This is a genomic window from Pseudomonas sp. NPDC087029, assembly GCF_044745345.1.
Taxonomy (GTDB): domain Bacteria; phylum Pseudomonadota; class Gammaproteobacteria; order Pseudomonadales; family Pseudomonadaceae; genus Aquipseudomonas; species Aquipseudomonas faucium.
In genome coordinates this window covers 414,414-439,676 of the sequence record NZ_JBIVAB010000001.1, presented here as the reverse complement: position 1 = coordinate 439,676, position 25,263 = coordinate 414,414, and the positions used below count along the sequence as shown (strand labels likewise).

Below are 25,263 nucleotides of genomic sequence, written 5' to 3'. Positions count from 1 at the left end.
CCCACCATGCGCAAGCTCATCGTTGCCGCCTTCATCAGCCTAGACGGCGTCATGCAAGCCCCCGGCGGCCCGCAGGAAGACACCCGCGGCGGCTTCAGCCATGGCGGCTGGATCGTGCCCTACGCCGACGAAGTGTTCGGCCAGGCCATGCAGGCACTGTTCAGCCAGCCCTTCGCGCTGCTGCTGGGGCGGCGCACCTACGACATCTTCGCCGGCTACTGGCCGAAGGTGAAAGACGACGGCGAAGACTTCTCCATCGCCAACCTGTTCAACAGCGTGCCCAAGTACGTCGCCACCCACTCGCCTGACACCCTCGCCTGGCACCACAGCCACGCCCTGGGCAGCGATGTGACCGGCGCCGTGCGCGCGCTCAAGCAGCAGGACGGCCCGGTGCTGCTGACCCAGGGCAGCGCCGAGCTGGTGCAGCAACTGCTGGCGGCAGGCCTGGTGGATGAACTGCAACTGCTGACCCACCCACTGCTGCTCGGCCACGGCAAACGCCTGTTCGGCAGCGATGCCGCCGCCGCGGCGTTCACCTTGCAACACGCCCAGGTTTCCCCCAAAGGCGTGCTGATCGCCCGTTACGTGCGTGCCGGCGAAGTGCAGACCGGGTCGTTCGAGCTGCCGCCCGAGCAGGCCTGATCCGATACAACTTTTGCCGCGGCCGCGCATCGAAACACAGGTAAGCCCACATCCGCTTCCAGGAGGTTTGCCATGGTGCTGCGCACAGCCCTGATCGTTTCCTGCATGACCCTGGCCATTGCCGGCTGCGCCGGGTCGGGCGATGAACACCGCTCGCCCCCCGCCACCGAGCAGGTCGACCTGCAACGCTACCAGGGCACCTGGTACGAGCTGGCGCGCCTGCCGATGTTCTTCCAGCGCAACTGCGTGCAGTCCGAGGCGCACTATGGCTTGCGCGAGGATGGCCGCATCGACGTGACCAACCGCTGCAAGGAAAAGGACGGCCAGTGGAACGAGGCCAAAGGCATCGCCGAAGCACAACAGCCGGGCAAGACCGACAAGCTCTGGGTGCGCTTCGACAACTGGTTCAGCCGCCTGGCGCCCGGGCTGACCAAGGGCGAGTACTGGGTGCTGTACCACGACAAGGATTACCGCGTGGCGCTGGTCGGCCACCCCAACCGCGAGTACCTGTGGCTGCTGTCGCGCACCCCGGCGATCACCGACCAGACACGCGAGCAGTTGCTGGCCATCGCCCACAAGCAAGGCTACGACACCAGCAAGCTGATCTGGCGCCAGGATGACCTCGCCAAGCCCTGACAACCGGGCTACTGTGTAGCCCCCAAAATCTCTGGAGCCCGGCTTTGGACCTGCAGTTTCTAGGCACCTCGGCCGGGGTGCCGACCAAGGCGCGCAACGTCAGCGCCACCGCCGTCATCGAAGCCAGCGGCAGCCACTGGTACCTGGTGGACTGCGGCGAAGGCACCCAGCACCGCTTGCTGCACACCTCGCTGTCGGTGCGCGATTTGCGCGCCATCTTCATCACCCACGTGCACGGCGACCACTGCTTCGGCCTGCCGGGGCTGCTGGCCAGCGCCGGCATGAGCGGGCGCCAGCAACCGCTCGAGCTGATCCTGCCGGCTGCGCTGCATGAGTGGGTGCGCCTGGGCCTGGCCGCCAGCGACACCTTCCTGCCGTTCGAGCTGCGCCTGCACGCCGTGGAAACCTTCCAGGGCTGGGCCAGCGACAGCGTCAGGGTCGACAGCGTAGCCCTGTCGCACCGGGTGCCGAGCGTGGGTTACGTGTTCAGCGAGATCAACCCCGAGCCGCGCCTGGACGTGCCGCGCCTGGAGGCCGAAGGCATCCCCCGTGGGCCGCTGTGGGGCGCGCTGGCCAAGGGCGAGGCGGTGGAACATGGCGGCCAGCTGCTGCACGGGCGCGACTACCTGCGCGCCTCGCGGCCGGCGCGGCGGGTGATCGTCTGCGGCGACAACGACAGCCCCGAGCTGCTGGCCGAGGTGGCCAGGGACGTGGACGTGCTGGTGCATGAAGCGACATTCACCCAGGCGCTCATCGAGCGCACCGGGGCCACGTTCGGCCACAGCAGCGCCGCGGCGGTGGCGCGCTTCGCCGAAACGGCAGGTGTGCGCAACCTGGTGCTGACCCACTTCAGCGCCCGCTACCAGCCCGACCCACGGCGCAGCCCTTGCATCGAGGACCTGCGCGTGGAAGCGCAGGCCCACTACAGCGGCCACCTGACCCTGGCCCAGGACCTGCAGCGTTACCACATCGGCCGTGACGGGTGCCTGCAGCCGGCCTGACCCGGCACCCGTCACCCCCTGGCGCTACGCCGCCAGGCGCCCGCTGGCGATCGCCTCGGAGGCCGCCAGCATCGCCCGCAGCAACACCGCGCAACCGGCCGCCAGGTCTTGCGGCGTGGCGTTCTCGATCTCGTTGTGGCTGATGCCGTTCTCGCACGGCACGAAGATCATCCCCGCCGGCCCGAGCTCGGCCAGGAAGATCGCGTCGTGCCCGGCGCCGCTGACGATGTCCATGTGCGCCAGGCCCAGCGTGCGCGCCGAGTCGCGCACGGCATCGACGCAGCCACGGTCGAAGTACAGCGCCGGGAAATCGGCCGTGGGCACCAGTTCATGGCTCAGGCCGTGCTTGGCGCAGGTGGCTTCGATCACCGCGCGCACGTCGGCGATCATCGAATCCAGCCGTTCGCCTTCCAGGTGGCGAAAATCCAGGGTCATGCGCACCTCGCCGGGGATGACGTTGCGCGAACCCGGGTAGGCCTGCAGGCAACCGACGGTGCCACAGGCATGCGGCTGATGGCCGAGCGCGGCCTTGTTGACCGCCTCGACCACCGCGGCGGCGCCGACCAGGGCGTCCTTGCGCAGGTGCATCGGCGTCGGGCCGGCATGGGCCTCGACACCGCGCAGGGTCAGGTCGAACCACTTCTGGCCCAGCGCCCCCAGCACCACGCCGATGGTCTTGGCCTGGTCTTCAAGGATCGGGCCCTGCTCGATGTGCGCTTCGAAATAGGCGCCCACCGGGTGCCCGAGCACCGCCCGCTGGCCGGCGTAGCCGATGGCGTTCAGCGCCTCGCCCACGCTCACGCCCTGGGCGTCGCGCTTGGCCAGGGTCTGCTCCAGGGTGAACTTGCCGGCGAACACCCCCGAACCCATCATGCAGGGGGCAAAGCGCGAGCCTTCTTCGTTGGTCCACACCACCACTTCCAGCGGCGCTTCGGTTTCGATACCGAGGTCGTTGAGGGTGCGGATGACTTCCAGGCCCGCCATCACGCCGAAGCAGCCATCGAACTTGCCGCCGGTGGGCTGGGTGTCGATGTGGCTACCGGTCATCACCGGGGGCAGCTTGGGGTTGCGGCCCGGGCGGCGGGCGAAGATGTTGCCGACGCCGTCGACGCTGACGGTGCAGCCGGCGGCCTCGCACCAGCCGACGAACAGGTCGCGGGCCTGGCGGTCGAGGTCGGTCAGGGCCAGGCGGCAGACCCCGCCCTTGGCCGTGGCGCCGAGGCGCGCCAGGTCCATCAGCGATTGCCACAGGCGGGCGCTGTCGACGTGCTGGTCGGTGGATTGCAGGACGTTCTGGGCGGGGGTCATTGGGGTTTCTCCTCAGGCGTTTTTGTTATCTGCATGCAGGTTGAGTCTTGCGCTGTCGGGTCGGGCCTCATCGCCGGCAAGCCGGCTCCCACAGGCCTGTGTGTGTACCTGTGGGAGCCGGCTTGCCGGCGATGAGGCCAGCGCGGTATCAGGGCAACGGCTTGGCCAGCCGCGCCGCCCCACGCACCGCTACACCCCCGAGGGCGTAGTACAGCGCGCCACCGAGCAGCGAGCCGGTGAACCAGCCATAGTCGTAGAACCAGCTGAAACTGCTGTTGCCAATCGCCATCACGGTCAGCGCCACGGGCACCGCGAAGGCGCCAAAGCCGGCCCAGTTCCACGCCGGGTACACGTCGTCACGGTACAGCCCGGCCAGGTCGAGCTTCTGCCGGCGGATCAGGAAGTAGTCCACCACCATGATCCCGGCAATCGGCCCGAGCAGGCTCGAGTAACCCAGCAGCCAGTTGGAATAGACACTCTCAAGGCTCAGGTCGGAGACGATCCAGCCAAGCTTCTTGAGCAGCTCGTGGCCCATCAGCGCCAACCCGATCAAACCGGTCAGCCACACCGCGCGGCTACGCCCGATCAGGCGCGGGGCGATGTTCTGGAAGTCGTTGGTCGGCGAGACGATGTTGGCCGCCGTGTTGGTCGACAGCGTGGCGATGATGATCAGCGCCATGGCCAGCGCCACCCAGCCCGGGCTGTGGATCTTGCCGATCAGGCTCACCGGGTCCGACACCGTTTCACCCACCAGCGAGGCCGAGGCGGCGGTCATCACCACCCCCAGCGCTGCGAACAGGAACATGGTCAGCGGCAGGCCGAAGATCTGCCCGAGAATCTGGTCCTTCTGGCTCTTGGCGTAGCGGCTGAAGTCCGGGATGTTCAGCGACAGCGTGGCCCAGAAGCCGACCATCGCCGTGAGCCCGGCGCAGAAGTAGCTGACCACGCTCGCCCCTTCCGGGCGCTTGGGCGGCTGGGCCAGCAACTCGGTCATCGACATGTGCGGCAAGGCCCAGAACAGCAGGCCGAAGCCCACCGCCACCAGCAATGGCGCCGACAGGGTTTCGAGCCACTTGATCGACTCCGCACCGCGCAGCACCACCCACAGGTTGAGCGCCCAGAACACCATGAAACCGATCACCTCGCCGGTGCCGCCCAGGGCTTTCCAGTCAGGGAAGATCGAGCCCAGGAACAGGTGGATGGCCAGCCCGCCGAACATCGTCTGGATGCCGAACCAGCCGCAGGCGACCACCGCGCGGATCAGGCACGGCACGTTGGAGCCGATGATGCCGAACGAGGAGCGCAGCAGCACCGGGAACGGAATGCCGTACTTGGTGCCGGGGAAGGCATTGAGCGTCAGCGGGATCAGCACGATCAGGTTGGCCAGCAGGATCGCCAGCAGCGCCTCGCCCACGCTCAGGCCGAAGTAGGCGGTGAGCACACCGCCCAGGGTGTAGGTGGGCACGCAGATGGACATGCCCACCCACAGCGCGGTGATGTGCCACTTGTTCCAAGTGCGCTGGTGCACCTTGGTCGGCGCGATGTCGTGGTTGTAGCGCGGGCTGTCGAGCACGTCAGTGCCCGCCGACAGCTCGAACAGGCCAGCCTGCTCGATCACTTGCGATCTGCTCTGTTGCATGGGGCCTTCTCCAGATTTTTCTAATTGTTCGCTCATCGGGCTAATGCGATGGCCGGAGTGTCTACACCACCAGTACTGCACCTCCGGCCCGGCCTGGCGGTTGGGCCATACTCAAATTGCGTGCCGGGTTGGCCGGAGCCTGCCCGCACGGCCGCCGCCGGCCGGAGGTAATCAACTGATCTGCAAGGCTTTCGATTGCGCCAGGCGCAGGCACACGGGTGCCTTCGCCGGGTATTCATGCCGCTGTGGGCCGGCCCTGGCCCGCGCACCGGGTTTCAACTTGGTGCAACCTTGTTTTTCAGTGGCGCGGCCAGCGCCTCGAAGCCAGGTTTCAAGCAGCTGATTTTGCATGGAAAATCTTGACCAATTTGGCATCTTGTCAAGTGCGTCAAAATGGTGAAGGGTCTCCCCATTTTGGTGATTTCTTATATAAATCGTTAGAAATCAATTAGTTATAAAAGCTATAAGCTCATGAAATTTTTTCTTGAATAATCCAAAATCCCCAACTAGATTCCATTCTTGTCAGGCCTGACAGGATTGAGATCTATCCTCCAGCCACTGGCACATAACAATTCCAAGAACCGGCCCAGACCGGTCAGCCTGCGAGGAAGACGGCATGTCCCTGTTGATCCGTGGCGCCACCGTGGTTACCCACGAAGAGAGCTATCCCGCTGATGTCCTGTGTGTCGATGGCCAGATCCGCGCCATTGGCAAAGACCTCGAACCCCCTACCGATTGCGAAATCCTCGACGGCACAGGCCAGTACCTGATGCCCGGCGGCATCGACCCGCACACCCACATGCAGCTGCCCTTCATGGGCACCGTGGCCAGCGAAGACTTCTTCAGCGGCACCGCCGCGGGGCTGGCCGGCGGCACCACCTCGATCATCGATTTCGTCATCCCCAACCCCCAGCAGTCGCTGCTCGAAGCCTTCCACACCTGGCGCGGCTGGGCGCAGAAAAGCGCCTCGGACTACGGCTTTCACGTCGCCATCACCTGGTGGAGCGAACAGGTGGCCGAAGAAATGGGCGAGCTGGTGAGCCAGCACGGGGTCAACAGCTTCAAGCACTTCATGGCCTACAAGAACGCCATCATGGCCGCCGACGACACCCTGGTGGCCAGCTTCGAGCGTTGCCTGCAGCTGGGCGCGGTGCCCACCGTGCATGCCGAGAACGGCGAGCTGGTCTATCACCTGCAGCGCAAACTGCTGGCCCAGGGCCTGACCGGCCCGGAAGCGCACCCGCTGTCACGCCCCTCGCAAGTCGAAGGCGAAGCCGCCAGCCGCGCCATCCGCATCGCCGAAACCATCGGCACGCCGCTGTACGTGGTGCACATCTCCAGCCGCGAAGCGCTGGACGAGATCAGCTACGCCCGGGCCAAGGGCCAGCCGGTATACGGTGAGGTGCTGCCCGGCCACCTGCTGATCGACGACAGCGTCTACCGCCACCCCGACTGGTCCACCGCCGCCGGCTACGTGATGAGCCCCCCGTTCCGCCCGCGCGAGCACCAGGAGGCGCTGTGGCGCGGCCTGCAGTCGGGCAACCTGCACACCACCGCCACCGACCACTGCTGCTTCTGCGCCGAACAGAAAGCCATGGGCCGCGACGACTTCAGCCGCATCCCCAACGGCACCGCCGGCATCGAGGACCGCATGGCGGTGCTGTGGGATGCCGGGGTCAACAGCGGGCGCCTGTCGATGCACGAATTCGTCGCGCTGACCTCCACCAACACCGCGAAGATCTTCAACCTGTTCCCGCGCAAGGGCGCCATCCGCGTGGGCGCCGATGCCGACCTGGTGCTGTGGGACCCACAGGGCACGCGCACGATCTCGGCGCAGACCCACCACCAGCGCGTCGACTTCAACATTTTCGAAGGCCGCACCGTGCGCGGCATTCCCAGCCACACCATCAGCCAGGGCCGCGTGGTCTGGGCCGATGGCGACCTGCGCGCCGAACCCGGCGCAGGCCGTTACGTGGAGCGCCCGGCCTACCCCTCGGTGTACGAGGTGCTGGGCCGCCGCGCCGAGCAGCAGCGCCCGACGCCCGTGCAGCGCTGAGGCCATCGCCGGCAAGCCGGCTCCCACAAGGGCAGCACCGCTCTCCAGGACATCTGCGTACCTGAGGGAGCCGGCTTGCCGGCGATTGGGCCCACACCAAGCCCCATAAAAAAAGAGAGGCTACAACCGTGATCGATGCCCTGAACCACCTGCCGCGCCCCCGCGCCGGCAACGATGCGTTGGCCGAGGCCTTCAGCGACCTCGCCCCGCCCCTCACCGCCCGCCAGGCTGCCGTGGAAAGCGCCCGTTGCCTGTACTGCTACGACGCCCCCTGCGTGAATGCCTGCCCGAGCGAAATCGACATCCCCTCGTTCATCCACCGCATCAGCGACGAGAACCTGCAAGGCGCCGCCGAACGCATTCTCTCGGCCAACATCCTCGGCGGCAGCTGTGCCCGCGTGTGCCCGACCGAAATCCTTTGCCAGCAAGCCTGCGTGCGCAACAACGCCCAGGAGTGCGCCCCGGTGCTGATCGGCCAGCTGCAGCGCTATGCGCTGGACAACGCAGGCTTCAGCGAGCACCCGTTCCAGCGCTCCCCCGCCACCGGCAAGCGCATTGCCGTGGTCGGCGCAGGCCCGGCCGGGTTGTCCTGCGCCCACCGTTTGGCCCTGCACGGGCATGACGTGGTGGTGTTCGAGGCCAGTGAAAAGGCCGGTGGCCTCAACGAATACGGCATCGCCCGCTACAAGCTGGTGGATGACTTCGCCCAGCGCGAAGTGGACTTCCTGCTGGGCATCGGCGGCATCGAGATCCGCCATGGCCAGCGCCTGGGCGCCAACCTGAGCCTTGCCGAGCTGCGTGAGCAGTACGATTCGGTGTTCCTCGGCCTGGGCCTGAATGCGGTGCGCCAACTGGGCCTTGCCGACGAAGAGGCTGCGGGCATGCTCGCGGCCACCGACTACATCCGCGAACTGCGCCAGGCCGATGACCTCACGCAACTGCCACTGGCCGAGCGCTGCCTGGTCATCGGTGCCGGCAACACCGCCATCGACATGGCCGTGCAGATGAGCCGCCTGGGCGCGCGCGACGTCAACCTGGTGTACCGCCGTGGCCACGCCGACATGGGCGCCACCGGCCACGAGCAGGACATCGCCAAGGCCAACCAGGTACGCCTGCACACCTGGGCGCGCCCCGATGCGGTGCTGCTGGACGACCACGGCAAGGTGCGTGGCATGCGCTTCGCCCGCACTGAACTGGCCGACGGCCGCCTGCGCGACACCGGCGAAACCTTCGAGCTGCCCGCCGACGCCATCTTCAAGGCCATCGGCCAACGCTTCGATGAACAGAGCCTGGGCGACCCCGTGGCCGCGCAGCTGGCCCGCGACGGCGAGCGCATCCGCGTCGACGCCAGCATGCGCACCAGCCTGGCCGGCGTATACGCCGGCGGCGACTGCACAGCCCTGGGCCAGGACCTCACCGTACAAGCCGTGCAACATGGCAAGTTGGCCGCCGAAGCCATCCATGCCCAACTCATGCTCAATGTGGAGGCAGCGTAATGGCCGACTTGTCCATCGTATTCGCCGGCATCAAGGCGCCGAACCCGTTCTGGCTGGCCTCCGCGCCGCCGACCGACAAAGCCTACAACGTGGTCCGCGCCTTCGAGGCCGGCTGGGGCGGGGTGGTCTGGAAAACCCTGGGCGAGGACCCGGCGGCGGTCAACGTGTCGTCGCGCTACTCGGCGCATTTCGGTGCCAACCGCCAGGTGCAGGGCATCAACAACATCGAGCTGATCACCGACCGCTCGCTGGAGATCAACCTGCGCGAAATCACCCAGGTGAAGAAGGACTGGCCCGACCGCGCGCTGATCGTGTCGCTGATGGTGCCGTGCGTGGAGGAGTCGTGGAAGTTCATCCTGCCGCTGGTGGAAGCCACCGGCGCCGATGGCATCGAGCTCAACTTCGGCTGCCCCCACGGCATGCCCGAGCGCGGCATGGGCGCAGCCGTGGGCCAGGTGCCGGAGTACGTGGAGATGGTCACTCGCTGGTGCAAGCAGCACTGCAGCCTGCCGGTGATCGTCAAGCTCACGCCCAACATCACCGACATCCGCCAATCGGCACGCGCCGCCCACCGCGGCGGGGCGGATGCGGTGTCGCTGATCAACACCATCAACTCGATCACCAGCGTCGACCTCGACCGCATGGTCGCCCACCCCATCGTCGGCGACCAGAGTACCCACGGTGGCTACTGCGGCTCGGCGGTCAAGCCCATCGCCCTGAACATGGTCGCCGAAATCGCCCGCGACCCTGAAACCCGTGGCCTGCCGATCTGCGGCATCGGCGGCATCGGCACCTGGCGCGACGCGGCCGAGTTCATCGCCCTGGGCAGTGGCGCGGTGCAGGTGTGCACGGCGGCGATGCTGCATGGTTTTCGTATCGTCGAGGACATGAAGGACGGCCTGGCGCGCTGGATGGACCAGCACGGGCACCGCAACCTGGAGGCCTTCCGCGGCCAGGCGGTGGCGCACACCACCGACTGGAAGTACCTGGACATCAATTACAAGTCGGTGGCGCACATCGACCAGGACGCGTGCATTGGCTGCGGGCGTTGCCACATTGCCTGCGAAGACACCTCGCACCAGGCGATTGCCAGCACCTTGAAGGCGGATGGGACCCATGCCTACAGCGTGATCGAGGATGAGTGCGTGGGGTGCAACCTGTGCCAGATCACCTGCCCGGTGGAGGGCTGCATCGAGATGGTCGCGCAGGAGACTGGCAAGCCTTATTTGAACTGGACACAGGATCCGCGTAATCCCTACCGCGAAGCGAGCTGAGGATTGGCGATAGTTGGGGCTGCGTTGCAGCCCTTTCGCGACACAAGGCCGCTCCTACAAGGGTTTCGCGCTCCCCTGTAGGAGCGGCCTTGTGTCGCGAAAGGGCCGCAACGCGGCCCCAGCACTCTCAAGGCTCCAACCCAATCCCCCGCAGGATCACACTGGTCACCGTCTGCACCGCCCGCTCGAACGCCGGGTCCGACAGCGGCTCGCCGCCATTGAGCACCGTCACCTGATAACCAAAGTCGGCATAGTGCTGGGTCGATGCCCAGATCATGTACAGCAGCGCCGAAGGCTCCACCGGCAGGATGCGCCCCTCGTCCACCCAACGCCGAATCTTGTCTTCCTTGAGCTTGGCCCAGGGCACCAGGCTCTCGCCCAGGTTCACGCCCAGCAGCGGCGCGCCATGCAGCATCTCTTCGGCCCAGATCTTCGAACCCAGCGGACGTGACCGGGAATGGCCCATCTTGGCGCGGATGTAGCTGGTCAGCACCACCCGCGGGTCGTCGAAGTTCTCGAAGCACAGGGCGTCCTGCTTCCATACATCCAGCAGGTCCTGCAGCACCGCGCGGAACAGGTCGTCCTTGGTGTTGAAGTAGTAGTGCAGGTTGGAACGCGGCAGCTCGGCCTGTTCGGCGATATCGCCCATGGAAGTGGCACCGAAACCCTTCTCGGCGAACACCTTTTCGGCGGCCTGCAGAATCTTTTCTACATTGCGCCGACGAATCTCGATCTTGTGGTTGGCCATGGCCTGTCCAAAACGCCTGAAACCCGTCAAGGCTAACAGTTTTACAGCACCGCAGACCTGATATTTTTGCCAGTTGCGCGCCTTGTCGGACAGCCCCGAAACTCGGTGTACCGCGCCAGCCCGCAAGCAGGCCGGCGGGGCCTTGAACACCTCATTGACAGGATGACCCGATGAACAAGAAACAACTGATCGATGACATCGCCAAGCGGGCCGAGTTGAGCAAGGCTGACGCAGGGTTGGTGTTGAAAGCGTTCCTTGATGCAATCACCGCAACCATGATCAAAGGCCACGACGTCTCGTTGGTAGGCTTTGGCAATTTCGGCGTGACTGCCGTGCCCAAGCGGGTTGGGCGCAACCCGCGCACCCTTGCAGAAATCACCATCAACGCGCACAAGAAAATCACCTTCAAACCCGGCAAGAATCTGAAAGATGCCGTGAACTGAGGCCTTCACCCACTGCGCGCCCGATCCCGCGCCGGGCACTGCGCCCGGTGCAGGTTCAGCGCCGTGTTGATGATGCCGATATGGCTGAACGCCTGGGGGTAGTTACCCAGCATGCGCCGCCCGGCCGGGTCGTACTGCTCGGCCAGCAGGCCCAGGTCGTTGCACAGCCCGGTCAGCTTCTCGTACAGCGCCTGCGCCTGCTGCTGGCGCCCGAGCAGCACATAGACATCGGCCAACCAGAACGAGCACACCAGGAACGTGCCCTCCCCTGGCGTCAGCCCATCGCTGCAACTGTCGCTGTCATAGCGCAGCAGCAGGCCATTTTTCAGCAACCGCTGTTCGATCTGCTCCAGGGTGCGCAGAAAGCGCGGGTCGGTTGCCGGCAGAAAACCGGTCAGGGCAATCTGCAGCAGGCTGGCATCCAGTTCGCGCGAGCCATAGGCCTGAACGAAGAACGCGCCGCTGGCATCGAGCCCCTGGGCGCAGACTTCGCGGTGGATTTGATCGGCCACCTGGCGGTAATGATGGCCGCGCTCGCGGTCTTCCTCGGTGGTATCGGCCAGCCCCGCCGCGCGGTCGAAGGCGACCCAGGCCATGACCTTGGAATGCACGAAGTGCTGGCGGCCGCCGCGCACTTCCCACACACCTTCGTCCGGCTCGCGCCAGATGCTTTCCACATAGGGCAGGATCAACCGGGCGATCGCGGCGCTGCGCGGCAGGCGAGGCAGGCCGCCCTTGATCGCCTGGGTCATGGCGTCGGCCAGCTCGCCGTAGATATCCAGCTGGCGCTGTTCGGAGGCGGCATTGCCGACCCGCACCGGTTGCGAGTGCTCGTAGCCGGCCAGCCACGGCAGGGTGTATTCCTGCAGGTCGCGTTCACCGGCCAGGCCGTACATGATCTGCATCTGCTCGGGGTTGCCGGCCACCGAGCGCAACAGCCATTCGCGCCAGGCCTGGGCTTCGTCGAAGTAGCCAAGGTTCATGAAGGCCAGCAGGGTCATGGTGGCGTCGCGCAGCCAGCAGAAGCGGTAGTCCCAGTTGCGCTCGCCGCCCACGCGCTCGGGCAGCGAGGTGGTGACGGCGGCGACGATGCCGCCGGTGGGGGCGTAGGTCATGGCCTTGAGGGTCAGCAGCGAGCGCCGCACCAGGGCGGTGTAAGGGCCGACATCCGGGCAACGGGCGGCGAACGCCTGCCAGTGCTCGAGGGTGTGCGCCAGGGCCTGGTCGATGTCGCAGTCTGGCTGCACCGGCAAATGCGAGGGCTGGTGGCGCAGGCTGAACACGTGGCGTTCGCCAGCACCGACGCGAAAGCGCGCGACCGTGTGGTGGTCACGGGCGTGCGAGGGCACGCTGCTGCACAGGATCAGGCGGTCGGGGCCGGCCACGGCGCTGAGGGTCAGGGGGTCGAGTTTTTCTACCCAGGGCACGCTGCGCCCGTAATCGAAGCGCATCACCAGGTCCATTTCGAAGCTCGTTTCACCCGAAAGGCCTTCGACGATGCGCACCACCGAGTTGACCTCGTCCAGCGGCATGAAATCGAGCACGCGGGCGCGGCCGCTGGCAGTGACCCAGGTGGTTTGCAGTACCAGGGTGTCGTCCAGGTAAGTACGGCTGCTGTGTTCCACCGGGTCGGTCGGGGCCAGGCGCCAGCGGCCGTTTTCTTCGTTGCCCAGCAGCGCGGCGAACACCGCGGGGGCGTCGAAGCGCGGCAGGCACAGCCAGTCCAGGGAGCCGTCGCGGCTGACCAGGGCGGCGCTGCGGCAGTTGCCGAGCAGGGCGTAGTCTTCGATGTGGGCGGGCATTGCTACTCCTTATAGGTTTGCCTGTACCGGCGTCATCGCCGACAAGCCGGCTCCCACAGGTACACACAGGCCTGTGGGAGCCGGCTTGCCGGCGATGAGGCCGGTACAGTCACCCCAGCTTGTGCCATTCACGCTTGTCACGGGTCAGCAACTCATCCCCAGCCTCAGGCCCATCCTCACCCGCCGGGTACTCATGCACCTCGCCGTCCTGGGCCCAGGCATCGAGAAACGGCTGCACCGCACGCCAGCCGTTCTCGATGTTGTCGGCGCGCTGGAACAAGGTCTGGTCGCCGGTCAGGCAGTCGTAGATCAAGGTCTCGTAGCCGGTCGCCGGGGTCATCTTGAAGAAGTCCTTGTAGGCAAAGCCCAGCTCGACATTCTCCATCACCAGCTCCGGCCCCGGCCGCTTGGCCTGCAGGTCGAACCACATGCCCTCATTGGGCTGGATCTGGATCTTCAGGTAATTGGGCTTGGGCCGCTCCAGCTCCGACTCGCGAAACTGCGCGTAAGGCGCCGGCTTGAAGCAGATGGCGATTTCGGTGTCGCGCACGCTCATGCGCTTGCCGGTACGCAGGTAGAACGGCACGCCGGCCCAGCGCCAGTTGTCGATCATCACCTTCAGGGCCACGTAGGTTTCGGTCTGGCTATCTGGCGCCACCTTGTCTTCCTGGCGATAGCCCGGCAGGCGCTTGCGCCCCTGCTTGCCTTCGCTGTACTGGCCCCGCACCGAGTTGCGCAGGGCCATTTTCGCCGACCAGGGGCGGATGGCGCCGATGACCTTGGCCTTCTCGCCACGCACGGCATCGGCGCCAAAGGCCGCCGGTGGCTCCATGGCGACCATCGCCAGCAGCTGGAACAGGTGGTTGGGCACCATGTCGCGCAGGGCACCGGTGTTGTCGTAGAACGCGCCGCGGGTCTCGACGCCAACGGTTTCGGCGGCGGTGATCTGCACATGGTCGATGTAGTGGTTGTTCCAGAACGATTCGAACAAACCGTTGGAAAACCGGCTGACCAGGATGTTCTGTACGGTTTCCTTGCCCAGGTAATGGTCGATGCGGTAGATCTGCCGCTCGCTCATCACCTTCAACAGGCAGGCATTGAGCGCCTCGGCGCTGGCCAGGTCAGTGCCGAAGGGCTTCTCCACCACCACCCGGCGGAAACTGCCGCCAGGCTCGTCGAGCAAGCCGGCCGCGCCCAGGCGCTGGGCCACTTCGGGGAAGAAGCGCGGCGAGGTGGCCAGGTAGAAAATGGCGTTGCCATGGCTGGTCTTGTCGATGCGCTTGGCCAGCGCCGTGTAGGTGGCCGGGTCGAGAAAGTCGCCGGTCTGGTAGTCCAGGTTCTTGGCCAGGCGCGCCCACAGTTTCTCGTCCAGGCACTTGCTGGCGCCCTCGCCGCCCTTGTCACGCTCGAGCATGAAGGCGTGCAGGCGCTCGGCGAATTCCGTGGCCGTGGCGGCGTTGTGGTCGACGCCGACGATGCGCAGGTTGCGGTCGAGCAAGCCGTCCCGGCTGAGGTTGTACAGCGCCGGCATCAGCAGGCGCTTGACCAGGTCGCCATTGGCGCCGAAGAGGAACAGGGTGCAGGGCGGAGCAGTCGGTATGGTCTGTTTGGTCATGCGTCTTTCTTCTCGACGTGGCCACCGAAGCCCAGGCGCATGGCGGAAAGGATCTTGTCGCCATAGGTGCCCTGCTGCTGGCGCGAGCGAAAGCGGGCGAACAGCGCGCTGGACAGCACCGGCACCGGCACCGCCTGCTCGACGGCGGCGTCGATGGTCCAGCGGCCTTCGCCACTGTCGGACACCGAACCGCTGAACTGGGCCAGCTGCGGGTCGGCCACCAGGGCATCGGCGGTCAGGTCGAGCAGCCAGGAGGTGACCACGCTGCCGCGGCGCCACACCTCGGCGATCTCGGCCACGTTCAGGTCGAAGCGCTGGTCTTCGGGCAGTTCCGTGCCGCCTTTGCTGCGCAGCAGGTCGAAGCCTTCGGCGTAGGCCTGCATCAGCCCGTACTCGATGCCGTTGTGCACCATCTTCACGTAGTGCCCGGCGCCTGGCGGGCCGGCATGGATGTAGCCATGCTCGGCGCGCTGGTGATCACCCTCGCGGCCATGGGTGCGCGGTATATCGCCAACGCCTGGGGCCAGCGCCTTGAACAGCGGCTCCAGGCGTTCGAACACGTCCTTTTCGCCGCCGATCATCATGCAGTAGCCGCGCTCCAGGCCCCAGACCCCGCCCGAGGTGCCAACGTCCAGGTAGTGCAGGCCGCGCTTGGCCAGCTCGATGGCGCGGCGCATGTCGTCCTTGTAGAAGGTGTTGCCGCCATCGATGATCGCATCGCCCGGCTCCAGCAGCTCGGCCAGTTGCGCGATGGTCTGCTCGGTGGGCTCGCCCGCCGGCAGCATCACCCACACCGCCCGCGGTGCCTTGAGCTTTTGCACCAGCGCACCGAGGTCGTGGGCACCCTGGGCGCCCTCGCCTTCCAGGGCGACGATGGCCTCACGGTTGCGGTCGTTGACCACCGTGCGGTGTCCGGCGCGCATCAGGCGCCTTGCGATATTGCCGCCCATGCGGCCCAGCCCGACGATTCCCAGTTGCATGAGCCGATGCTCCCCTTCGAAAATGAATGACAATGCAGTTCAGCTTCACAGATTAGTCCAGCACGCGCCCCAAGGGTTCAGCGACGAACGGCGCGACAACGTCAAACAAAAAAGTTCCCATCGGCTGCGAAAGAATTCAGAATGCGCGCCGCGTGAAGCGTCTACGCTTTAAATGTCACCAGCCAGAACCGCGAGGTGTACTCATGGGTACCTTGATGCCAGCCACTCCAACCCAGACCCTCTATGTCTCCGTGCGCCGCGATGAGCTGCGCAAGTTGAAGGACGAACGCGAGCAGCTGCGCCAGCAGGTCGCTCAATTGCACATGCTGCTGGAGCAGGCACGTTCCGGCGACAAATCCGTCAGCCTCTGACCCTCTCCTGGCGTGGGAGCTCCCCCGCTCCCACCCTGCGCTGCGCAAAAGCAGTGCTAGCCAAACGATTTTTCCGATAGTTGCGCCACGTCGCGCTTTCTACAGTAGCTGCCGTCGCGGGCCCAGCCAGGAGCCCCGCCAACGGAGCTAGCATGAACATCGCCAAATACTGCCTGCCGATAGCCCTCGCCTCCCTGCCCTTGCACGCTGCAGCCCAGAGCTGCGAAACCGTCACCGAACAGCAAGCCCTGGCCTTGTTCGAAACCTGGAACGACAGCCTCAAGAGCGGCGACCCCAAGCGGGTCGCGCAGCGCTACCAGCACGATGCGCTGTTGCTGCCCACGGTGTCCAAGCATCCACGCCTGAGCCAGCAGGAACGCCTCGACTACTTCGAGCACTTCCTCGCCGAACAGCCCAGCGGCAAGCTCGACAGCCACCACTTTCAAGCCGCCTGCAACACGGCAACCCTCGCCGGCCTCTATACCTTCGATTTCGCCGCCACGGGCAAGCAGGTGGCTGCACGCTACAGCTTCACGTACGCCTGGGATGGCCAGCAGTGGCTGATCAGCCATCACCACTCTTCGCTGCTGCCTTCGACCTGAGCATGGCGCGGGGCCCAATGCCCCGCTTCAGGGCAAACCTGGCCCTCGCTCGCTGCAAAATGAAGCACGCCCACCCCACTCACCTGCCCCTTTTCAAGCCCGCCTCGGCACCCACTGCGCACGCCAACGTTTGCGTCTAGCCCGCGTCATAACGAAAGTGACCAGTGGGTCACCTTTTTAGCTCCAGCTCTCCTACACTCAGTTTCCGGCCCGCCATTTGCTCAGGGAAGAAGCGACGGAAATAAGTCGAACTTTTGCAAACGGTGGCGGGTCAGCAACATAAGTAGGCCATGGCAAAGGGGCACCCCTCGCCAAAGCCCACCCACCCCAACCCGCTCACTCGCCTTCGGCCGGAATGCCGATTGCGCCGTGCCTGCGCGCACGACCCTGGGGCAAGGACCGCACTACGAAGATACGAACCAGAGAAAACCAACAACGAAACAAGAGCAACGGGTGCCAGCACCCGGCCACAACATAGGGACGGAGAGAAGTATGATCAGTGCCGCTGTCGAACCTCACGTAGATTCATTCAACCCGGAAAACCGCGAACCCCTCACCCCGGGCTTCGCCACGACAGCCAAGGCACCCGGCGCCCAGCGCCAGCACAACCCGAACAAGCGCAAGATCCTGTTCGTCACTTCGGAAATCGCTGACCTTGTGAAAACCGGTGGCCTGGGCGACGTCTCCGCCGCACTGCCCCGGGCCCTTGCGCACCTGCACGATGTGCGGGTACTGATCCCCGGCTACAGCCAGGTGATGGAAAGCGACAACCCCATCCATATCGTCGGCGAACTCGGTGGCCACGCCGCCCTGCCGCCGTGCAAGATCGGCCGCATGGACATGGCCGACGGCCTGGTCATCTACGTGCTCATCTGCCCCGAGCTGTACCAGCGCGACGGCACGCCCTATGGTGCCAACAACGGTCGCGACTGGCCCGACAACCACATCCGTTTCGCTCGCCTGGGCCTGGCCGCCGCCGAAATCGCTGCCGGCGAAGGCAAGATCCACTGGAAGCCCGAAGTGGTGCACGCCCACGACTGGCCTGCCGGCCTGGCCCCGGCCTACATGCACTGGCGCGGCCTGAATACCCCGACCCTGTTCACCATCCACAACCTGGCCTACCAGGGTGTGTACAGCCGCGCCTGCAGCCCGGAGCTGGCGATCCCCGACCATGCCATGCAGCAGGAAGGCATGGAGTTCTACGGCAAGCTGTCGTTCCTCAAGGCCGGCCTTGCCTACTCCAGCCACATCACCACGGTCAGCGCCACCTACGCCCGTGAAATCACCACCCCGGAATTCGGCTGCGGCCTGCACGGCTTTCTCGCCAGCAAGGCCCAGCAAGGGCTGCTCGGCGGCATTCCCAACGGCATCGATGAGAGCTGGGATTCGGCCACCGACACCCACCTGCAGCACAACTTCAGCATCAACGACTGGGAGGGCAAGGCACGCAACGCCGAAGCGGTGCGCCGCCTGTTCGAACTCGAACCGTCCAGCGGCCCGTTGTTCGCCGTGGTCTCGCGCCTGGTGTACCAGAAGGGCCTGGACCTGACCCTGGGCGTGGCCGACTACATCGTCGAGCAAGGCGGCCAGATCGCCATCATCGGCCGCGGCGAGCCGGAAGAAGAACAAGCCATGCGCGAACTGGCGCTGCGCCACCCGGGCCGCATCGGCGTGCGCATCGGCTTCAACGAAACCGATGCCCGGCGCATGTTCGCCGGCAGCGACTTCCTGCTCATGCCATCGCGCTACGAGCCCTGCGGCCTGAGCCAGATGTACGCCCAGCGCTTCGGTTCGTTGCCGGTGGCGCGCAACACCGGCGGGCTGGCCGACACCATCGAGAACGGCGTGACGGGTTTTCTGTTCGACGAATCGACCGTGGAAAGCTACCGCGAGGCGCTGAGCCGGGCCTTCTATATCTATGGGAAGAAGAACCTGCTCAATGCCATGCGCTGCCTGTCCATGACCCAGCCGTTCAACTGGTGCCAGGCGGTCGAACCCTACGCCCGCCTCTACGAGGACCTGGTCAAGCAGGCACAGTTCAGCCACTACTGAGCGGGGAGTCGAAGATGCACAGGCATGGCGCACACCTTCTGGACGCCACGTCGGCGCGCTTCGCCCTGTGGGCGCCCGATGCGCGCAGCGTGAGCTTGGAATTGCAGCAGCAGCCGGCAATCGAGCTGCTGCGCGAAGACAATGGCTGGTTCACCGGCGTGGCGCCCTGCCAGGCCGGGGACCGCTACCACTACCGCATCGATGGCCAGTTGCAGGTGGCCGACCCGGCCTCGCGCTACCAGCCCGAAGGGGTGCAGGGCCCAAGCCAGGTGGTCGACACCCAGGCCTATGCCTGGCAACACCCCTGGCATGGCCGGCCCTGGCACGAAGCGGTGATCCAGGAGCTGCACGTCGGCGTGCTGCAAGGCTACGACGGCGTCGCCCGGCAGTTGCCGCGCCTGGCCGAGCTTGGCATCAGCGCCATCGAGCTGATGCCCATCGGGCAGTTCCCCGGCGAGCGCAACTGGGGCTATGACGGCGTGCTGCCCTATGCACCGCAGCACAACTACGGCAGCCCCGAGCAACTGTGCGCGCTGGTGGATCAAGCCCACGGCCAGCGCCTGATGGTGCTGGTGGACGTGGTCTACAACCATTTCGGCCCCGACGGCAACTACCTGCACCAGTACGCCAGCGCGTTCTTTCGCGAGGACCGGCAGACGCCCTGGGGCGCCGCCATCGATTTTCGCCGCGCCGAAGTGCGCGAGTTCTTCATCCAGAATGCCCTGATGTGGCTGTGCGAATACCGCTGCGACGGCCTGCGCCTGGACGCTGTGCACGCCATCGATGCACCGGACTTTCTCGTCGAACTGGCGCAGCGTGTGCGCGCCGCCATCGAGCCAGGCCGGCACGTGTGGCTGGTGCTGGAGAACGAGCACAACCAGGCATCCTTGCTCGAACAGGGCTTCGATGCGCAGTGGAACGACGATGGCCACAACGCCCTGCACGTATTGCTGACCGGCGAAACCGAAGGCTACTACGCCGACTACCAGCAGCGGCCGATCGACAAGCTGGCCCGCTGCCTGGCCGAAGGCTTCGTGTTCCAGGGCCAGGCCAACCGCCACGGCACGCCACGCGGCGAGCCCAGCGGCCACCTGGAGCCCAGTTCGTTCGTGCTGTTCCTGCAGAACCACGACCAGATCGGCAACCGCGCCCTGGGCGAGCGCCTCACCCGTTTGTGCCCGCCCCAGGCCCTGCGCGCAGCCACCGGCCTGCTGCTGCTGGCGCCGATGATCCCGCTGCTGTTCATGGGCGACGACGACGGCAGTTGCCGGCCCTTTCTGTTCTTCACCGACTTCCACGACGAACTGGCCGATGCCGTGCGCGAAGGCCGGCGCGGCGAGTTCGCCCACTTCAACGCCTTCGCCGACCCGGCCCAGCGCGAACGCATCCCCGACCCCAACGCCGAGCAGACCTTCGAAGCTTCGCGGCCCCAGCGCGAGGAGGTCATCGCCGGCTGGCACGGCCTCTATCAACAGCTGCTGGCGCTGCGCCGCATCCATGTGATCCCGCACTTGCCCGGCAGCCGCGCGCTGGGCGCCGACGTGCTGGGCGACAAGGCCCTGACCGCACGCTGGCGCCTGGGCGATGGCAAGACCCTGCGCATCGACCTGAACCTTGCGCCCACGCCCCAGGCAGTCACCTTGCCCGCCGCCGAACAGCGCCTTTACGACAGCAGCGACACCACGCACCCAGACACCGCACTGTCGGCCTACAGCTGCGTGGTCAGCCTGCTTGCCCCTGGCCAGGAGAGCCCATGAGCGAAACCGCCCTGCACCGCCTGGCCGCCCGCGTGGGCCTTGCCCGCGATTGGGTCGATGCCAACAACCGGCCACAACAGGTCAGCGACGAGGTGCTGCGCAAGGTCCTCGCTGGCCTGGGCCACCTGGCTGGCGACGACAACGAGGTGCACAGCAGCCTGCAGGCGGTGGAAACCGCCGAGGATAGCCAGCACCTGCCGCCACTGCTGACCGCCGACGTGGCTGAGCCGCTGGCCTTGGCGCACTACTTCCAGCCCGCCAGCACCGCGCGTTGCACCCTGGAAGATGGCAGCCAGCGCAACGTCGCCCTCGACAGCCAGGCGCGCCTGCCCGGCGTGTTGCCCGTCGGCTACCACCAGGTAGAAATCGAAGGCCAGCGCTTCACCCTGGCCGTGGCGCCTGCGCGCTGCCACAGCCTGGAAGACGCGGTGCAACCACCACCGCCGCGCTGCTGGGGCCTTGCCGTGCAGCTCTACAGCCTGCGCCGCAGCGGCGATGGCGGCTTCGGCGACTGCCTGGCCCTGGAGCAACTGGCACGCAGCGCCGCCGAGCGCGGCGCCGATGCCCTGGCCATCAGCCCGATCCATGCCCTGTCGGCGGTTGACCAGCTGCACTACAGCCCTTATTCGCCCTCCAGCCGCCTGCTGCTCAACACCCTCTATGCCAGCCCCGCCGCCGTGCTCGGCGAGCGCGCCGTGCGCATGGCCATCGAGGCCTGCGGCCTGGAGCAGACCCTCGAAGACCTGGAACAGCAACCGCTGGTCGACTGGCCACGGGCCGCCAACGCCCGCCTGAGCCTGCTGCAGGCGCTGTACCAGGACTTCAGCCAGGGCGACCACCCGCTGCGCAAGGACTTCGACAGCTTCCGCGCCGCGGCCGGCCAGGCCCTGGAGCACCACTGCCGCTTCGAGGTGCTGCAGGCGCAAGCCGTGGACCACGGCCTGGGCGGTGACTGGCGCAACTGGCCCAGCGCCTGGCACGACCCCTACCACCCCGAGGTCGAAGCCTTCGCCAACGCCTACCCGGCCAAGGTCGAGTTCCACGCCTTCTGCCAGTGGCTGGCCGACCGCAGCCTGCAACGCGCCCAGGAAGCGGCGCGCAGCAACGGCATGGCGGTGGGCCTGATCGCCGACCTGGCGGTGGGCGCCGACGGTGCCGGCAGCCAGGCCTGGAGCCGCCAGGACGAGCTGTTGGCCAACCTCAAGGTCGGCGCGCCACCGGACATCCTCAACCGCTCGGGGCAGGACTGGGGCATCTGCGCCTTCTCCCCCGAAGGCCTCAAGCGCAATGGCTACCGCGCCTTCATCGAGATGCTGCGGGCCAACCTTGCGCACGCGGGCGGCCTGCGCATCGACCATGTGATGGGCCTGCGCCGCCTGTGGCTGATCCCCCGCGGCTGCAAGCCCAGCGAAGGCGCCTACCTGCATTACCCGCTGCAGGACCTGCTGCGCCTGCTGGCCCTGGAGTCGGCGCGCCACCAGGCAATCATCCTCGGCGAAGACCTTGGCACGGTGCCCGAAGGCCTGCGTGAAGCGCTGGCCGCCAAGCATGTGCTGGGCATGCGCGTGCTGCCCTTCGAGCAGACCCAGCCTGGGCACTTCAAGCCGATTCTCGACTGGCCGGACGATGCCCTGGCCACCACCGGCACCCACGACCTGGCGCCCCTGGCCGGCTGGCTGCAAAGCCGCGACATCGACTGGAGCCAGCGCCTGAAGCTGATCGACGCCGCCACCGAACTGCACTGGCGCCACGAGCGGCAGAAGGAGCGCGACGGCCTGCGCCGCACCCTGGAAGCCAACTACGGCCCGCAAGCGGACAACGACGCGCTGATCGATGCCGCCATCCGCTACGTCGGCCACACCCGCGCGCCGCTGGTGCTGATCCCGCTGGAAGACCTGCTGGGCAGCGATGAGCAACCCAACCTGCCCGGCACCACCGAAGGCCACCCCAACTGGCGCCGGCGCTTCGCCGCGCCGGTGCGCGAACTGCTCGACGATGACGATGCCGCACGCCGCCTGGAGCTGTTGGCCCAGGCCCGCGAACAAGCCTGGGAGCGTGACCGATGAAGCCCTTGAGCGCGACTTTGCGCCTGCAGTTTCACAGTGACTTCACCCTCGACCACGCTGTGCCGCTGGTGCCCTACTTCGCCCAGCTGGGCATCAGCCATGTGTATGCCTCGCCGATCCTCAAGGCCCGCGCCGGCTCACGCCATGGCTACGATGTGGTCGACCCGACCCAGGTCAACCCGGAGCTCGGCGGCGAGGCCGCGCTGCAGCGCCTGGTGGCCGCCCTGCGCCAGCACGGCATGGGGCTGATCCTCGATACCGTGTCCAACCACATGGCCGTCGGCGGCGCCGACAACCCCTGGTGGCAGAGCCTGCTGGCCTGGGGCCGGCGCAGCCCCTATGCCGAGTTCTTCGACATCCAGTGGCACTCCAGCGACCCGCTGCTGGCGGGCCAACTGCTGCTGCCGTTCCTGGCCAACGACTACGGCCTGGTGCTGAAGAACGGCGAGATGCCGCTGCAGTTCGACGCCCAGCAGGGCGTGCTGCAGGTGGCCCACCATGAGCACCGCTTCCCCATCTGCCCGGTCGATTACGGCTGGATCCTTTCCCTGAGCCCGGAGCCGGCCTTGCAGGCGCTGGCCGAGCACTTCACGGCCCTGAACGACGCCGCCGAGCCGCTGGCCGCCGCCGCGCCGTTGCACGCCGAACTGGCGCGCCTGGTGGCTGAAGGCGCCGACCTGGAATCGGCCCTGGTGGCCTTCGACAGCCGCTGCGAAAACGGCTTCAAGCGCCTGCACCTGTTGCTGGAGCGCCAGACCTACCGCCTGGCCAGCTGGCGTACCGCCGCCGACGACATCAACTGGCGGCGCTTCTTCGACATCAACGAGCTGGGCGGCCTGCGGGTGGAGCGCGCGGTGGTGTTCGAGGCCACCCACGCCAAGCTGTTCGAGCTGATCGAGCGCGGCCTGGTGGATGGCCTGCGCATCGACCATATCGATGGCCTGGCCGACCCGCGCGGCTACTGCCGCAAGTTGCGCCGGCGGGTCACCGGGCTGCTCGCCAGGCGGCCCCTGTCGGCGGCGCTGGAGCACTTCCCGATCTACGTGGAAAAAATCCTCGGCCAGGGCGAGCACCTGCACCGCGACTGGCTCACCGACGGCACCACCGGCTACGAGTTCATGAACCAGGTGTCGCTGCTGCAGCACGACCCGGCCGGCGAGGCACCGCTGACCGAGCTCTGGGCCGCCCTGAGCGAGCGCCCGGCGTTCGCCGAGGAAGTGCGCCAGGCCCGCCACCTGGTGCTCAACGCGAGCCTGGCCGGCGACTGCGAATCGGTGGCCCAGGCGCTGCTGCAGGTGGCCCGCGACGACCTGATGACCCGCGACCTGACCCTCGGCGCCATCCGCCGGGCGCTGCAGGCGCTGGTGGCGCACTACCCGGTGTACCGCACCTACTTCAACGCCTGTGGCCGCCCGGCCGAGGACGAGAAGTTCTTCCAGCAGGCCCTGGCCGATGCCCGCCAGGACCTCGCCGAAGCCGACTGGCCACTGCTCGAGCAGCTGGCGCACTGGCTCGGTGGCCAACCCTGGCGCCAGCTGCCGCCTGGCCGCCCGCGCAAGCACCTGCGCCACGCCTGCGTGCGCTTCCAGCAGCTCACCGCGCCGAGCGCGGCCAAGGCCGTGGAAGACACTGCCTTCTACCGCTCGGCGCGGCTGTTGTCGCGCAACGATGTGGGCTTCGAGGCCGAGCGTTTCAGCGCCGGCCCCGAGTACTTCCACAACGAAGCCCAGCGCCGCCTGCGCGACTTCCCCGACAACCTGCTGGCCACCGCCACCCACGACCACAAGCGCGGCGAAGACACCCGCGCACGCCTGGCGGTGCTGAGCGAACGCGGCCCCTGGCTGGCCAGCCGCATGGAGCACTGGCGCGAGCTGGCCGCGCCGCTGCGCGAGCAACTGGACGATGGCCTGGCGCCGAGCCCGGGTGATGAGATGCTGCTGTTGCAGACCTTGCTCGGCAGCTGGCCGCTAGGCCTGGACCTGAACGATGGCGCCGCCCTGCAGCACTACGCCGCGCGCATCCGCCAGTGGCAGCAGAAGGCCCTGCGCGAGGCCAAGCTGCGCAGCAGCTGGAACGCCCCCAACGAAGCCTATGAAGCAGCCTGCGCCGGCTATGTCGATGGCCTGTTGCTCGCCCGCGAGAACCAGCAACTGCGCCAGTCGCTGGCCGATGCCGCGCAGCTGATCGCCTGCCCCGGCGCACTCAACGGCCTGGTGCAGACGCTGCTGCGCATGACCGTGCCGGGGGTGCCCGACCTGTACCAGGGCAACGAGTACTGGGATTTCAGCCTGGTCGACCCGGACAACCGCCAGCCGGTGGACTACGCTTGCAGACGTCGCACCCTGGACGACGCCAGCACGCCGGCCGAGCTGCTCGCGCACTGGCGCGACGGGCGCATCAAACAGGCCCTGGTGGCCCGCGTGCTGGACTGCCGCCAGGCCCATGCCGAACTGTTCCGCCGCGGCGCCTACCTGCCACTGACCGTGCAGGGCCGGCATGCCGACCAGGTGCTGGCGTTCGCCCGCCTGGGTGAAGGCCAGCGCGCCATCATCGTCGCCCCACGCCTGGCCAGCGGCCTGCTGGGCGGCGCCACGACACCGTTGATCCCGGCGCAGAACTGGGACGACACCCGGGTGATCCTGCCGTTTGCCTTGTCACCTGCCAACTCGACGGGACTTTTCCCAAGTGCCGCTGTCAGCCCTTCAAAGGAACTGATGTTGCGCGCGGTACTGGCGGAGTTTCCGGTCAATCTGTTGATACAACAATCTTGAGCAT

19 protein-coding genes are annotated in these 25,263 nt (G+C 66.8%); 13 read left to right on the top strand and 6 right to left on the bottom strand.

Annotated features, from left to right (window positions below; translation table 11 throughout):
• The first annotated feature begins 6 nt into the window (after positions 1-6).
• The 3 genes from ACIPG5_RS01960 (at position 7) to ACIPG5_RS01950 (ending at position 2,279) form a co-directional block, all read left to right on the top strand.
• Positions 7-642, top strand: a complete 636-nt coding sequence (locus ACIPG5_RS01960) for a dihydrofolate reductase family protein (RefSeq protein ID WP_401373065.1) — start codon at positions 7-9, stop codon at positions 640-642.
• A gap of 72 nt (positions 643-714) precedes the next feature.
• On the top strand, positions 715-1,278 hold the full coding sequence (locus ACIPG5_RS01955) for a lipocalin family protein (RefSeq protein WP_176517308.1): 564 nt from the start codon (positions 715-717) through the stop codon (positions 1,276-1,278).
• 44 nt (positions 1,279-1,322) lie between these two features.
• On the top strand, positions 1,323-2,279 hold the full coding sequence (locus ACIPG5_RS01950) for a ribonuclease Z (protein ID WP_176517307.1): 957 nt from the start codon (positions 1,323-1,325) through the stop codon (positions 2,277-2,279).
• A 24-nt stretch (positions 2,280-2,303) separates the two neighbouring features.
• Here the strand turns inward: ACIPG5_RS01950 and ACIPG5_RS01945 are convergent, their stop codons facing one another.
• Both ACIPG5_RS01945 and ACIPG5_RS01940 read right to left on the bottom strand, forming a co-directional pair.
• Positions 2,304-3,587, bottom strand: a complete 1,284-nt coding sequence (locus tag ACIPG5_RS01945) for a Zn-dependent hydrolase (protein ID WP_176517306.1) — start codon at positions 3,585-3,587, stop codon at positions 2,304-2,306.
• A 148-nt stretch (positions 3,588-3,735) separates the two neighbouring features.
• Positions 3,736-5,226 (bottom strand): NCS1 family nucleobase:cation symporter-1, encoded by a 1,491-nt coding sequence (locus ACIPG5_RS01940; protein WP_176517305.1) that lies wholly within the window; start codon positions 5,224-5,226, stop codon positions 3,736-3,738.
• A gap of 616 nt (positions 5,227-5,842) precedes the next feature.
• Here ACIPG5_RS01940 and hydA point away from each other — a divergent pair.
• From hydA to preA, 3 genes are all read left to right on the top strand, one after another.
• The gene (gene hydA, locus ACIPG5_RS01935; protein ID WP_286915388.1) at positions 5,843-7,282 is read left to right on the top strand and encodes a dihydropyrimidinase; all 1,440 of its coding nucleotides are present in this window, start codon (positions 5,843-5,845) and stop codon (positions 7,280-7,282) included.
• Between the two features lie 128 nt (positions 7,283-7,410).
• Positions 7,411-8,778: an NAD(P)-dependent oxidoreductase gene (locus ACIPG5_RS01930; RefSeq protein ID WP_401373062.1), complete on the top strand. Its 1,368-nt coding sequence runs from the start codon at positions 7,411-7,413 to the stop codon at positions 8,776-8,778.
• Positions 8,778-10,052 (top strand): NAD-dependent dihydropyrimidine dehydrogenase subunit PreA, encoded by a 1,275-nt coding sequence (preA, locus tag ACIPG5_RS01925; protein ID WP_236235470.1) that lies wholly within the window; start codon positions 8,778-8,780, stop codon positions 10,050-10,052. Before ACIPG5_RS01930 ends, preA begins: the two co-directional genes overlap by 1 nt.
• A gap of 127 nt (positions 10,053-10,179) precedes the next feature.
• On the opposite strand, the gene ACIPG5_RS01920 is transcribed toward preA, so the two are convergent.
• Positions 10,180-10,800, bottom strand: coding sequence for a TetR/AcrR family transcriptional regulator (locus ACIPG5_RS01920; protein WP_314618308.1), 621 nt, complete (start codon positions 10,798-10,800; stop codon positions 10,180-10,182).
• 170 nt (positions 10,801-10,970) lie between these two features.
• Here ACIPG5_RS01920 and ACIPG5_RS01915 point away from each other — a divergent pair, with 170 nt between their 5' ends.
• Positions 10,971-11,243, top strand: coding sequence for an HU family DNA-binding protein (locus tag ACIPG5_RS01915; RefSeq protein WP_176517300.1), 273 nt, complete (start codon positions 10,971-10,973; stop codon positions 11,241-11,243).
• Positions 11,244-11,248: 5 nt separating this feature from the next.
• On the opposite strand, the gene ACIPG5_RS01910 is transcribed toward ACIPG5_RS01915, so the two are convergent.
• The 3 genes from ACIPG5_RS01910 to gnd all read right to left on the bottom strand — a co-directional run bounded on the left by ACIPG5_RS01910 (position 11,249) and on the right by gnd (position 15,640).
• A complete protein-coding gene (locus ACIPG5_RS01910; protein ID WP_401373059.1) occupies positions 11,249-13,045 on the bottom strand; it encodes a glycoside hydrolase family 15 protein in 1,797 nt (598 codons plus the stop codon).
• 109 nt (positions 13,046-13,154) lie between these two features.
• On the bottom strand, positions 13,155-14,660 hold the full coding sequence (gene zwf / locus ACIPG5_RS01905) for a glucose-6-phosphate dehydrogenase (RefSeq protein WP_176517298.1): 1,506 nt from the start codon (positions 14,658-14,660) through the stop codon (positions 13,155-13,157).
• A complete protein-coding gene (gene gnd / locus ACIPG5_RS01900; protein WP_401373056.1) occupies positions 14,657-15,640 on the bottom strand; it encodes a phosphogluconate dehydrogenase (NAD(+)-dependent, decarboxylating) in 984 nt (327 codons plus the stop codon). The genes zwf and gnd overlap by 4 nt, the downstream gene beginning before the upstream one ends.
• Before the next feature lie 203 nt (positions 15,641-15,843).
• Between gnd and ACIPG5_RS01895 the strand changes: the two genes are divergently transcribed.
• From ACIPG5_RS01895 to ACIPG5_RS01870, 6 genes are all read left to right on the top strand, one after another.
• A complete protein-coding gene (locus ACIPG5_RS01895) occupies positions 15,844-16,011 on the top strand; it encodes a DUF6026 family protein (RefSeq protein ID WP_236193566.1) in 168 nt (55 codons plus the stop codon).
• 152 nt (positions 16,012-16,163) lie between these two features.
• Positions 16,164-16,613, top strand: a complete 450-nt coding sequence (locus ACIPG5_RS01890; protein WP_286915394.1) for an SgcJ/EcaC family oxidoreductase — start codon at positions 16,164-16,166, stop codon at positions 16,611-16,613.
• Positions 16,614-17,105: 492 nt separating this feature from the next.
• Positions 17,106-18,665: a glycogen synthase GlgA gene (gene glgA / locus ACIPG5_RS01885; protein WP_176517982.1), complete on the top strand. Its 1,560-nt coding sequence runs from the start codon at positions 17,106-17,108 to the stop codon at positions 18,663-18,665.
• A gap of 14 nt (positions 18,666-18,679) precedes the next feature.
• Complete coding sequence (treZ, locus tag ACIPG5_RS01880) at positions 18,680-20,422, top strand: malto-oligosyltrehalose trehalohydrolase (RefSeq protein WP_401373053.1); 1,743 nt, start codon at positions 18,680-18,682, stop codon at positions 20,420-20,422.
• Positions 20,419-22,488 carry a 4-alpha-glucanotransferase gene (gene malQ, locus ACIPG5_RS01875; protein WP_401373051.1) on the top strand — a complete coding sequence of 690 codons (2,070 nt, stop codon included), beginning with the start codon at positions 20,419-20,421 and terminating at the stop codon, positions 22,486-22,488. Before treZ ends, malQ begins: the two co-directional genes overlap by 4 nt.
• Positions 22,485-25,259: a malto-oligosyltrehalose synthase gene (locus ACIPG5_RS01870; RefSeq protein ID WP_401373049.1), complete on the top strand. Its 2,775-nt coding sequence runs from the start codon at positions 22,485-22,487 to the stop codon at positions 25,257-25,259. Before malQ ends, ACIPG5_RS01870 begins: the two co-directional genes overlap by 4 nt.
• The last annotated feature ends 4 nt before the right edge of the window (positions 25,260-25,263 follow it).